The 11,071-nt window shown below is 72.0% G+C and carries 12 protein-coding genes; 9 read left to right on the top strand and 3 right to left on the bottom strand.

Annotated elements, in window-relative coordinates:
- Nucleotides 1–16: 16 nt before the first annotated feature.
- The 3 genes from RIF89_RS06760 to RIF89_RS06750 form a co-directional block, all read right to left on the bottom strand.
- Nucleotides 17–496: an SIP domain-containing protein gene (locus RIF89_RS06760; RefSeq protein WP_309068368.1), complete on the bottom strand. Its 480-nt coding sequence runs from the start codon at nucleotides 494–496 to the stop codon at nucleotides 17–19.
- A 79-nt stretch (nucleotides 497–575) separates the two neighbouring features.
- Nucleotides 576–1,280, bottom strand: a complete 705-nt coding sequence (locus tag RIF89_RS06755) for a tyrosine-protein phosphatase (protein WP_309068367.1) — start codon at nucleotides 1,278–1,280, stop codon at nucleotides 576–578.
- 10 nt (nucleotides 1,281–1,290) lie between these two features.
- On the bottom strand, nucleotides 1,291–1,782 hold the full coding sequence (locus RIF89_RS06750; RefSeq protein WP_375294444.1) for a carboxymuconolactone decarboxylase family protein: 492 nt from the start codon (nucleotides 1,780–1,782) through the stop codon (nucleotides 1,291–1,293).
- A 212-nt stretch (nucleotides 1,783–1,994) separates the two neighbouring features.
- Between RIF89_RS06750 and RIF89_RS06745 the strand changes: the two genes are divergently transcribed.
- The 9 genes from RIF89_RS06745 to RIF89_RS06705 all read left to right on the top strand — a co-directional run.
- Entirely contained in the window at nucleotides 1,995–3,053 is a 1,059-nt protein-coding gene (locus tag RIF89_RS06745; protein WP_309068366.1) for an alpha/beta hydrolase, read from the top strand.
- Between the two features lie 50 nt (nucleotides 3,054–3,103).
- Nucleotides 3,104–4,621 (top strand): ABC transporter substrate-binding protein, encoded by a 1,518-nt coding sequence (locus RIF89_RS06740; protein ID WP_309068365.1) that lies wholly within the window; start codon nucleotides 3,104–3,106, stop codon nucleotides 4,619–4,621.
- Between the two features lie 25 nt (nucleotides 4,622–4,646).
- The gene (locus RIF89_RS06735; protein ID WP_309068364.1) at nucleotides 4,647–5,594 is read left to right on the top strand and encodes an ABC transporter permease; all 948 of its coding nucleotides are present in this window, start codon (nucleotides 4,647–4,649) and stop codon (nucleotides 5,592–5,594) included.
- On the top strand, nucleotides 5,594–6,478 hold the full coding sequence (locus RIF89_RS06730; RefSeq protein WP_309068363.1) for an ABC transporter permease: 885 nt from the start codon (nucleotides 5,594–5,596) through the stop codon (nucleotides 6,476–6,478). Before RIF89_RS06735 ends, RIF89_RS06730 begins: the two co-directional genes overlap by 1 nt.
- Nucleotides 6,475–7,281, top strand: coding sequence for an ABC transporter ATP-binding protein (locus RIF89_RS06725; protein WP_309068362.1), 807 nt, complete (start codon nucleotides 6,475–6,477; stop codon nucleotides 7,279–7,281). Before RIF89_RS06730 ends, RIF89_RS06725 begins: the two co-directional genes overlap by 4 nt.
- Nucleotides 7,278–8,075 carry an ATP-binding cassette domain-containing protein gene (locus RIF89_RS06720; RefSeq protein ID WP_309068361.1) on the top strand — a complete coding sequence of 266 codons (798 nt, stop codon included), beginning with the start codon at nucleotides 7,278–7,280 and terminating at the stop codon, nucleotides 8,073–8,075. Before RIF89_RS06725 ends, RIF89_RS06720 begins: the two co-directional genes overlap by 4 nt.
- A 268-nt stretch (nucleotides 8,076–8,343) precedes the next feature.
- On the top strand, nucleotides 8,344–9,303 hold the full coding sequence (locus tag RIF89_RS06715) for a PhnD/SsuA/transferrin family substrate-binding protein (RefSeq protein WP_309068360.1): 960 nt from the start codon (nucleotides 8,344–8,346) through the stop codon (nucleotides 9,301–9,303).
- 42 nt (nucleotides 9,304–9,345) lie between these two features.
- Nucleotides 9,346–10,257, top strand: coding sequence for a phosphonate ABC transporter ATP-binding protein (gene phnC, locus RIF89_RS06710; RefSeq protein ID WP_309068359.1), 912 nt, complete (start codon nucleotides 9,346–9,348; stop codon nucleotides 10,255–10,257).
- On the top strand, nucleotides 10,257–11,071 hold an 815-nt coding region (locus RIF89_RS06705; protein ID WP_309068358.1), incomplete at its 3' end, for an ABC transporter permease subunit. The genes phnC and RIF89_RS06705, both read left to right, overlap by 1 nt.

Below are 11,071 nucleotides of genomic sequence, written 5' to 3'. Positions count from 1 at the left end.
CCCGCGCTCGGCGCGCTCAGCGGAACAGGCCGAAGCGCTCCGGCGCGCCGATGCGCTCGCGCGCGACACCCAGACGCTCGGTCAGGTGGTCGGCGATGTCGGCCGTGCCGAGGTAGCCGCCGAGCAGGTCCACGCGGGTCTGGTCGCCCTCGCCGCACATCATCTCGTCGGCCCACGCCGTGACCGCGCGCGTCAGGGCCGCTCCGGGAGCGCAGGAGCGCCCCGTCCCGGGAGCGCCCGAGCGCGCCGACCGGTCGAGCCACGTGACGACCATGCGGGGCGGCGCGGCGATGTGCGAGATCCAGCTCGCGTCGGGGACCTCGATGAACACGCGCCCCGTCGCGCAGATCGGCAGCGTCGACAGCAGCATCTCGAGGTCGACGAGCGACTGCTCGTCGGCGGTCACGAGGTGCTGCACGCGCGTGTGGCGCTGCGCGCGGCACGCCGCGGCGCTGTGCTCGCTGACACCCTGGGGACGCTGATCGACGGAGGACATGATCACTCAGTCTACGCCCGTTTGAGGGTTGCCTTACCTTCTCTCCCGATGCGCCGGCCCGCTGGGCGGGACGGAGGCCTCACTCCTCCACGAGCACGCGCCGCAGCTCCGAGATCTCCTCGTCCGACATGCCGTGGGCGCGGAGGAACCCTGCGACCGACCCGTGCTCCGCGCGGACCTGCCGCAGCAGGTCGCGCATCACGGCCGCGGGCGACTTCGTCGCGAGCTCCTCCAGGTGCTGCGCGTCCGGGAAGGCGGCCCGGATCCGCGCGAGCGTCCTGTCGCCGCGCCAGGACGGCAGATTCTGCTCGGTGAGCGCATAGTCCTCGACGACGGCGTCCTCATCGACGCCGACCGCCGCCAGGGCCAGGGCGATCGTGACACCCGTGCGGTCCTTGCCGACCGTGCAGTGCAGCACGACCGGCTGCGCGCCGAGGATGCCGCGGATGGCGGTCACGAGGCGGTCTCCGGAGCGCTCGAGCAGGGCGCTGTACATCTGCGCGAGCGAGACGTCCTCGAGGAAGAAGGAGGTGACGGATCCGAGGAACAGCGGCACGCGCAGGGTCTCGACGTCGGGAAGACGGCTGGGCGCGTGGGCGACCTCCTCATCCGAGCGGAGATCGATCACGCGCCGCACGCCGAGCTCACGGAACGCCGCGGCGCCGAGTTCGTCGACCCCGGCGAGGTTTCCGGATCGGTAGAGCACGCCCGAGCGCGTGCGCGCGCGCCCGGCAGGCAGGCCGCCGATGTCGCGGAAGTTGACCGCTCCGGGAACCAGGCTCATCGCCGCCCGCTCAGGAGCTCGCCGGCGCGGTGGCGACGTCGGCCGCGCGCGGCGGCACGGCGTAGCGTCCGGCGACGACGACGCGGTTGAAGGCGTTGATCGAGATCGCGAGCCAGCTCACGCCCAGGTACTCCTTCTCGCTCAGCACCGCGCCGACGCGGTCGTACACGTCGTCCGGGATGCCGTCGCGGTGGATGAAGGTGTAGGCCTCGGCGAGCTCGAGCGCCGCGCGCTCGCGCGCGCTGAAGACGCCCGACTCGCGCCACACCGGCAGCTGAGCCAGGTCGTCGTACGTGATGCCGGCGGCGAGCCCCCTGTCGGAGTGGATGCGCGCGCAGTAGGCGCAGCCGTTCAGCTGCGAGCAGTGCAGCAGCACGAGCTCCTTGAGACGGTCGTCCACCCCGTTCTCACGGGCGATGCGCCCCACCTCGCGCGAGAAGGCGTCGAGCGCCTTGTAGGCGGTCGGCTCCGACTTGGACAGATGCACCCGCGACTCGGCCATGATGACACCCTATCGAGCGACTTCGCTGCCACGCCGAATCACGCCGGAATCAGTGTGCACAACGCACAGCCGAATATTTCATCCATTCGCGAAGATTCCGAGCGGCGGAGTGGTCAAATTGATCCGCGATTTCCTCGGCCCCGCGCCACGGCGGCACAATGGGACGCATCCGGCGTCCGCCGGTGCCCCGCCCGACCGGAAGCACGCATCCCGTGACAGAGAACGACGCCGCCGAGGCCGCCGCCGCAGCGCACGACGAGTTCTCCTATCTTCCCGGTCAGGCCGCCGGCCTGGGAGTCCGCGTGCCGACCGCGCGGCGCCTCCACCTCGTCCTCCCCGACGGCCGCGCGCTCAGCGCGCTGCGCTTCGGCGAGGACACCCCGCGCGTCGTGCTGCTGCACGGCGCGGGCCTGAACGCCCATACGTGGGACACCACGGCGCTGGCGCTCGGCGCACCGGCTCTCGTGCTCGATCTCCCGGGCCACGGCGACTCGTCGTGGCGCGACGACGCCGACTACCGTCCCCGCACCCTCGCGCCCGATGCGATCCGGGCGATCGAGGAGTGGGCGGGCGCGCCCGTCGTGCTCGTGGGCCACTCCCTGGGAGGCCTGACCGCGGCCGCCATCGCCGCCGCGCGCCCCGAACTCGTGGCGGCCCTGCTGCTGGTCGACATCACGCCCGGGGCGGCGGGTGGTGCCGGCTCGGCGCAGCTGCGCCGCTTCTACGAGCAGACGGTGTTCGATTCCCGCGAGGCGGTCGTCGGGCGGGCAATGGCGTTCGGTCTCGGCGGCTCGCTCGAGGACACCCGCCGCGGCGTGTTCCACAACACGCGCGTGCGCCACGACGGGCCGGATGGGAGGACGACCGTGGAGTGGAAGCATCACTTCGCCCGCCTCGCACAGCAGGCGCTCGCCGCTCCCGCGCCCGGCGCGGCTTCCGCTCCCCTGGTCGACGGCAGCGGATGGGACGACCTGGCTGCCATCACCGCCCCCGTCGTGCTCGTGCGCGGCACGCGCGGGTTCGTCGACGACGCGGCCGCCGCCGACTTCGCCCGCCGCCTTCCGTCCGCGACGATCGAGACCCTCGACGCCCCGCACAACGTGCAGGAGGTCGCGCCGGCCGCTCTGGGCGCGCTCATCGCGGCGCACCTCGGCGATGCGGGCGGCGCCGAGCACACGCCGTCCGCGACGCGGAGCCACCGACTTCCCCCGCCCGACGCGGCTGTCGCCCCCGAGGGCGCCGCAGACGACCCGACTGCGGACACGCCGTGACCGGCGAACCGCTCGGCGCGACGCGCGCCGCACGCTCCGAGAGGACACCCATGCACCGTCTCCCCTTCCGCCACCCGCGCCGCCTCGCCATCGCCGGCCTCGCGGTCGCCGCCGTCGCGCTGGCGGGCTGCACCTCGACGCCCAGCGAGGCGCCCACCGGCGAGCCGGACCCCGACGCGACCCTCCGCCTCGGGCTCGTCCTCGAGCCCGAGAACCTCGACATCCGCCACACCTCCGGAGCGGCGCTCGAGCAGATCCTGATCGACAACGTGTACGAGGGTCTGGTCACCCGCACGCAGGAGAACGAGATCGTCGCGTCGCTCGCCGAGGACTACGAGATCTCCGAGGACGGACTCACGTACACCTTCACCCTCGCGGAGGACGTGACGTTCCACGGCGGCGGCGAGCTGACCGCGTCGGACGTCGTGGCGACCTACAACGAGGTGCGCAACGACGAGACGCTGATCGGCCACGCGCAGCTCGCCAACGTGACGGCGGTCGATGCACCCGACGAGCGCACCGTGGTGCTGACGCTCGACGAGCCCGACCAGAACCTGCTGTTCTCGCTCACGGGTCCCGCGGGCCTCGTGTTCGACGAGGGCGACGAGACCGACCTGAAGACCGCCGCCAACGGCACCGGCCCGTTCGCGCTCGAGAACTGGACCCAGGGCGACGGACTCACGCTCGCGCGCTTCGACGACTACTGGGGCGACGCCCCCGGCGTGGCGACGGTCGAGGTCAGCTACATCCCCGACTTCACCGCCGGCGTGAACGCCGCGCTCGACGGCAGCCTCGATGTGCTCACGGCCGTGCAGCCCGAGCTGTCGCCGCAGCTGGACGGCCAGAACGGCTTCACGCTCACGCGCGGCGCGACGACCGACAAGGCGACGCTCGCCTTCAACAACCAGCGCGAGCCGCTGGACGACGTGCGCGTGCGCGAGGCGCTGCGCCTCGCGATCGACCACGACGCGCTCATCGAGGCGGTCGGCGCGGGCGCGACGCAGTTCGGCCCGATCCCGGCACTCGACCCCGGCTACGAGGATCTGTCCGACGTGGCGCCGTTCGATCCCGAGCGCGCTCAGGAGCTGCTCGCCGAGGCCGGGCAGGAGGACCTGTCGCTGACCCTGACGATCCCGTCGTTCTACGGCACGACCGTGTCGACCTACCTCGTGTCAGCGTTCAACGACATCGGCGTCGACCTGAAGGTCGACCCGGTCGAGTTCGGCACGTGGCTGCAGGACGTCTACACCAACAAGGACTACGACCTCAGCTTCGTGCTGCACGTCGAGCCGCGCGATTTCTCCAACTTCGCGAACCCCGACTACTACTTCGGCTATGACAACCCCGAGGTGCAGGAGCTGTACGCCGAGGCGATGGCCACGGTCGACGCCGACGAGTCGGCCGCGCTGCTGGCCGAAGCCGCGCGCATCGTCGCCGAGGACCACGCGGCCGACTGGCTGTACACGGGCGAGACGATCACCGCGGTCGGTCAGGGCGTGACGGGCTTCCCGGTCGACTCGATCAACTCGCGCATCGACCTCTCGCCCGTCGCGCTCTCGACGCCCTGACGCGGAAGCCGGAGCACCCGCACCCGTGATCAGATACGCGCTCACGCGCCTGGCCCTCCTCGTGGTCGGCCTGCTCGTGGCGAGCGCTCTCATCTTCACGGTGCTGCGGGTGCTGCCGGGCGACGTCGCCCAGCTCATCGCGGGCACGCAGGGCTCCGCGGAGCAGGTCGCGCGCATCCGCGAGCAGCTCGGGCTGAACCGTCCGCTGTGGGAGCAGTACGCCGCCTGGATCGGCGGCGTCGTGCGCGGCGACCTCGGCACGTCGATGCTCACCGGATCGTCGGTGTCGGGTCAGCTGTGGCAGAAGGCGCAGGTGACGGTGCCCCTCGGGCTGCTGTCGATGCTCGTCGCCCTGCTGATCGCCGTGCCGTTCGGCGTCCTGTCCGCCGTACGCCGCGGACGGGGGGACGGCACGGCCATCAGCGTCGTGTCGCAGGCGCTCGCGGCGGTGCCGGTGGTCTGGGCGGGCATGATGCTCGTCGTGCTGTTCGCCGTCGTGCTGGGCTGGCTGCCCGCCCAGGGCTTCCCGCGCTCGGGCTGGAGCACGCCGGATCTCGCACTGCGCTCCCTGATCCTGCCCGCGCTCACGATCGGCATCGTGGAGGGCGCGATGCTGCTGCGGTTCGTGCGCAGCGCCACGCTGCAGGCCGTGGGCCAGGACTTCGTCCGCACCGGCGCCGCGAAGGGGCTCACCCGCACGCAGGCGCTCATCCGCCACGGGCTGCCGTCCGTGGGGCTGTCGATCGTGACCGTGCTGGGGCTGCAGGTCGCGGGCATCGTCGTCGGCGCGGTCGTGATCGAGCTCGTGTTCAACCTGCCGGGCATCGGCCGGATGCTGGCGACCGACGTCGGATCGCGCGATCTGGTGATGGTGCAGGGAGAGCTGCTCGTGCTGACGGGCTTCGTGCTGCTGATCGGCTTCGTCGTCGACCTCGTGCACCACGCGATCGACCCCCGGCAGCGGGAGGCCTGATGCGCACGCTCGCGCGCCTGTGGCGCCTCTCGACCGGCAGGTTCGGCCTGATCGTGATGGCCGCCGTCGGGGTCACGGCACTCGTCTCGCTGTTCTGGACGCCGTTCGATCCGAAGACCGTCGACATCGCGGCCCGCTGGGGACTTCCCGGCTTGCCGCACCTGCTCGGCACGGACGGCACGGGACGCGACATCCTGAGCCTGCTGATGGCGGGGGCGCGCACGACCGTGTTCGTCGCGCTCGGCGCGGGAGTCGTGTCGACGGCGGTCGGCATCCTGCTGGCCGCGCTGGGTGCCCTCACGCCGCGCTGGATGCGCGAGTCGGTCGCGGTGCTGATCGACATCCTGATCGCGTTCCCGGTGCTGCTGATCGCGATGATGATCTCGTCCGTGTGGGGCGGATCGCTGTGGGTGGTCGTGTGGGCGGTGGGCATCGGCTTCGGCGTGAGCATCGCGCGCGTCACGCGCCCCGAGCTGCGCCGCGTGCGCGGCAGCGATTACGTGCTGGCCGGACGCGCCGCCGGGCTGACGGGACTGCAGAACCTGCACCGGCACCTGCTTCCGAACGTCGCGCCCGTGTTCATCGTGCAGCTGTCGTGGTCCATGGCGGTGGCCGTGCTCGCCGAGGCGGGCCTGTCGTACCTGGGCTTCGGCGCGTCGGTGACCGAGCCGTCGTGGGGGCTGCTTCTGAGCGAGCTGCAGCAGTACCTGCAGATCCACCCCCTGTCGGTCGTGTGGCCGGGACTCGCGATCACGCTCACGGTGCTCGCCCTCAACCTGCTGGGCGACGCCCTGCGCGAGGCGACGGACCCGACCCTGCGCGGCCGCGACCACGCGCCGGGCCCCAAGGCCATCGCGCACACGACGCCGGGGGTGGTGGCGTGACGCTCGAGGTGACAGACCTGGCGGTCGAGATCGGCGGACGCCGCATCGTCGACGGCATCTCGTTCACGGTGCCGGATGGCGCGCGCGTGGGCCTCATCGGCGAGTCCGGGTCGGGGAAGTCGCTCACGGCGCTCGCGATCCTTGGCCTGCTGCCCGACGGCGCGACCGCGCACGGCAGCATCCGCTGGAACGGGCGCGAGCTCATCGGACTTCCCGACCGCGAACTCGCCCGGCTGCGCGGCGACGAGATCGGGATGGTCTTCCAGGAGCCGCAGACCGCCCTCAACCCGATCCGGACGGTCGGGCGCCAGATCGCGGAGTCCGTGCGCATCCATCGCGACGTCTCGCGCGCCGAGGCGCGACGCATCGCGGTGCAGGAGGCCGGGCGCGTGAGGCTGCCCGACCCCGGGTCGATCGTGCGCCGCTACCCCCACCAGCTGTCCGGCGGGCAGCGCCAGCGCGTCGCGATCGCGATGGCGCTCGCGTGCGCGCCGCGCCTGCTGATCGCCGACGAGCCCACGACCGCTCTCGACGTGACGATCCAGGCCGAGATCCTGCAGCTGCTGCGAGGACTCGTGAAGGACAGCGGCATGTCGCTCGTGTTCATCACGCACGACCTCGCCGTGCTCGCACAGGTCGCCACGCACGGCGTCGTGCTCGAGGACGGGCTCGTGGTCGAGGAGGGACCGATCGCCCAGCTCCTGTCCACGCCCCGACACGTCGTGACGCAGGGGCTACTGCGGGACGCGACCGCGACTCTGTGGAGGCCGGCGTCCGGGGACCCGGGGACGGCGAGCTCATGACCGATCCGATCGTCCGCGCCCGCGGTCTGACCCGCCGCTACCTGCTGCCGCGCGAGGCGCCGTTCGCGCGACGCCGCGAGAACGTCGCGCTGGGCCCCACGGATCTCGACGTCGCCGCGGGATCCGCGCTGGGTGTGATCGGCGAGTCCGGGTCGGGCAAGTCGACGCTCATCCGGCTGCTGCTGGGGTTGGACCGCCCCTCGGGCGGCACGGTGGACGTCGACGGCCGGCGCGTCGACGCGACCGCTCCCGCCCGCTCGCTGCACTGGCTGCGGCGCGAGACCGGCGTGGTGTTCCAGGATCCGTACGCATCGCTGGATCCGCGGATGACCGTGGAGAGGATCGTCGCGGAACCGCTGTGGGCGCTCGGCATCCCGGGCGACCATGCCGCGCGCGTCCGCGAGGTGCTCGTCGACGTCGGCCTGGACCCGGCGATGGCCGCACGCTATCCGCACGAGTTCTCGGGCGGGCAGCGGCAGCGCATCGCGCTCGCGAGGGCGATCGCGCACCGGCCGCGGGTCCTGGTGGGCGACGAGCCGCTGTCCGCGCTCGACGTCACCGTGCGCGCGCAGATCCTGCAGCTGATCGCCGAGCTGCGCGAGCGCGAAGCCCTCACGCTCATCCTGGTCTCGCACGACATCGGCGTGGTGCAGAGCCTGTGCGACACGGTCGCGGTCATGAAGGACGGGGAGATCGTCGAGCGCGGCGCCACCGCCGACGTGCTCCTGAGGCCGCAGCACGCGTACACGCGTCGTCTGCTCGCGGCCGTTCCCACGCTGCCCGGCCGGGGCTGACGAGGGTCGCGTCCGGCCGCTCGCGTTCGACCCGCTTCGCGCGCTCGACGATCGGGGCGGCTGCTCCCCGCGCTTCGTCCCCGACCGGCGAGACGGCCGTCGGCCGACGCGCATCGACGGACCTTCACGGCGCGTTCACCCTCGGGCCACCGGAGGGCAACACGAGCGGGCGGTGGCCGCCCTATGGTGCCGGAGTCGGCCACACAGCAGCGACTGATTCCCGGGCCGGCACTCTCCCCGCTGCATCTCACATACCCGGAAGGTACTCATGCAGACCACCCTGAAGCGCGGCCTCGCGCTCACTGCGGGCCTCGCGCTCGCGTTCGGCCTCGCCGCCTGCTCGCAGGCCCCGTCGTCGTCGGAGACCCCCGCCGCCGAGGAGTCGACCGGCGCCGAGGCGCCCGCCGCCGAGGGCACGTTCGCGCAGGACGAGAACACCATCGTGTTCGCCACGCTCCCCGACCACGAGGGCGCCGACCAGGACGCGCAGCCGATCGCGGACTGGGTCGCCGAGATCACGGGCAAGGAGGTCCAGTTCTTCGAGGCGACCGACTACACCGCGGTCGTGCAGGGCCTCGCCGCCGGTCAGATCGACGTGGCGCAGATCTCGTCGTTCACGTACTACCAGTCGCAGGCGGCCGGCGCGGAGATCGAGCCGATCGGTGCGCAGATCACCGCCGAGGGCGAGCCCGCCGGCTACTACTCGGTCGCCATCAAGAAGGCCGGCGACCCCACCGCCTCGCTCGAGGAGTACGCGGGCCAGAAGGTGTGCTTCGTGAACCCCACGTCGACCTCGGGTCGCGCCATCCCCACCGCCGCGCTCATGGACGCCGGCGTCGAGGTCCCCGAGTCGGACATCGTCTACGGCGAGGAGCACGACCTGACCGCAGCCAAGGTCGCCGAGGGCACCGACTGCACCGTGGGCTTCGCGCAGGACGCCGACGCCGACCCGCTGATCGAGGAGGGCGCGCTCGAGGAGATCGACCGCTTCCTCGTCCCCGGCGCCCCGATCGTCATGCAGGCCGCGCTGCCCCAGGACGTCAAGGACGTCCTGGTCGAGAACCTGGCCGACAGCACCTCGGCCGACCTGGAGGCCGCGGGCATCGAGTCGAACGCGTTCCTCGAGGAGAACTGGTTCGGCTTCGAGGCCGTCGACGACGCCTACTTCGACACGATCCGCAGCGTGTGCGAGCAGATCGCCGACCAGGTCGAGGCCTGCCGCGCGTAAGCGCCGGGCCCTCACGGAACCGAACGAGAGAGCGAAACCGAGATGACGAACAGCGACACCCCCACGCAGAGCACCGCGACCGCGGTCCGGATCGACGGTCTGGGAAAGACCTACCCGGGATCGTCGAGCCCCGCTCTGTCGGGGGTGTCGCTGTCCGTCGCCCCCGGCGAGATCCTCGTCCTGCTCGGCCTGTCCGGCTCGGGCAAGTCGACGCTCCTGCGTCACATCAACGGGCTCGAGACGCCCACGACCGGCACCGTCGTGTCCCTCGGCCAGGACGTCGCGACGCTCAAGGGACGCGCGCTGCGCGCGCTGCGCGGCCGGATCGGCTTCATCTTCCAGCAGTTCGAGCTCGTGGGTCCCCTCACCGTGCTCGAGAACGTGCTGACGGGCGCCCTCGCGACCCTCGCCGGCCCCCGCGTCGGCATCCTCACGTACCCGAAGGCCCTGCGGCAGAAGGCGCTCGAGCATCTCGACCGCGTCGGTCTCCTCGAGCGCGCATACCAGCGCGCCGACACGCTCTCGGGCGGCCAGCAGCAGCGCGTGGCGATCGCGCGCGCGCTCATGCAGGACCCGGACATCCTGCTCGCCGACGAGCCCGTCGCCTCGCTCGACCCCGAATCGTCCAGCCAGGTGATGGCGCTCGTCCGCGAGATCGCGGCAGAGCGCGGTCTCACGGTCGTGTGCTCGCTGCACCAGGTCGATCTCGCACTCAGCTGGGCGGATCGGATCGTCGGCCTGCGCGCCGGCGAGGTCGTGCTCGACATGACGACCGAGAATCTCTCCCGCGAGCAGGTCATGGAGATCTACGGGCGCGTCGCGACCACGACCGCCGAGATCGACGCCGTGGCGGCCGAGCTCGCCGAGGCGCGCGAGCAGGTGCTCGCGGCCGAGATGAAGCGCAACGCGGGCGACCGCCTGCAGCAGGACTTCGCCGCGGAGGACCCCTCGTGATGACCGCGATCGCCCAGCGGGTCGCGCTCGTCGAGCGCCCCGCGCCGCGTGCGTCCACCGTCGTCTCGTACGCCGTCATCATCGGCATCCTGGCGGCCGGCGTGTGGTCGGTCATCGCGCTCGACTACAGCATGCAGAGCCTCCAGGCGACGTCCGGCAACATCCAGCGGTTCCTCGGCATGGCCCTGCCGATGCAGTGGCCGGGCTTCGAGGTCTACGCCACCGTGGGTGCGGGCGGCGTGAAGACGTTCACGTCCGAGTGGGTCGGCATGGAGCCGGTCTGGGAGATCCTGCAGGCCGTCGTCATCACCCTCGCGCTGGTGATCGCCGCCACGGCGCTCTCGGCGCTGCTGTCGATCCCCGTCGCCTACGGCGCCGCGCGCAACACCTCCCCCGGGCCGATCGTCATGGCCGTCTGCCGCGGAATCGGCGTGCTGGCCCGCGCAATCCCCGACATCGCGTTCGTCGTGTTCTTCGCGTTCCTGTGGTTCAACTCCGGAACGCTGCCCGCCATCGTCGCCATCGCGCTGCACTCGATCGGCATGATCTCGAAGATGTTCGCGGACGCCATCGAGCAGATCGACGAGGGACCGCGCCTGGCGATCCGCTCCGCGGGCGGATCCAAGGCGCAGGAGTTCTGGATCGGCGTGGTCCCTCAGGCGCTTCCCGCGTGGATCGCGGTGTCCCTGCATCGCGCCGACATCAATCTCCGCGGCACGGTCATCCTGGGTGTCGTCGGCGTGGCCGGCATCGGCCTCGAGCTCGACGAGGCCCTGCACGCGGGTCCGTCGGGCATGCGCCGCGTCATCCCGCT

The sequence above is a fragment of the Microbacterium sp. genome, assembly GCF_031178525.1.
Classification (GTDB): Bacteria; Actinomycetota; Actinomycetes; order Actinomycetales; family Microbacteriaceae; genus Microbacterium.
The sequence above is the reverse complement of the archived record's forward strand: the minus strand, read 5'-3'. Positions and strand labels throughout refer to the sequence as shown.

Bases quoted from the DNA above. Each gene is read 5' to 3' on its own strand.
- RIF89_RS06720 (WP_309068361.1), top strand. From the start codon at position 7,278: ATGACCGATCCGATCGTCCGCGCCCGCGGTCTGACCCGCCGCTACCTG.
- RIF89_RS06755 (WP_309068367.1), bottom strand. From the start codon at position 1,280: ATGAGCCTGGTTCCCGGAGCGGTCAACTTCCGCGACATCGGCGGCCTG.
- RIF89_RS06760 (WP_309068368.1), bottom strand. From the start codon at position 496: ATGTCCTCCGTCGATCAGCGTCCCCAGGGTGTCAGCGAGCACAGCGCC.
- RIF89_RS06730 (WP_309068363.1), top strand. From the start codon at position 5,594: ATGCGCACGCTCGCGCGCCTGTGGCGCCTCTCGACCGGCAGGTTCGGC.
- RIF89_RS06740 (WP_309068365.1), top strand. From the start codon at position 3,104: ATGCACCGTCTCCCCTTCCGCCACCCGCGCCGCCTCGCCATCGCCGGC.
- RIF89_RS06750 (WP_375294444.1), bottom strand. From the start codon at position 1,782: ATGGCCGAGTCGCGGGTGCATCTGTCCAAGTCGGAGCCGACCGCCTAC.
- RIF89_RS06715 (WP_309068360.1), top strand. From the start codon at position 8,344: ATGCAGACCACCCTGAAGCGCGGCCTCGCGCTCACTGCGGGCCTCGCG.
- phnC (WP_309068359.1), top strand. From the start codon at position 9,346: ATGACGAACAGCGACACCCCCACGCAGAGCACCGCGACCGCGGTCCGG.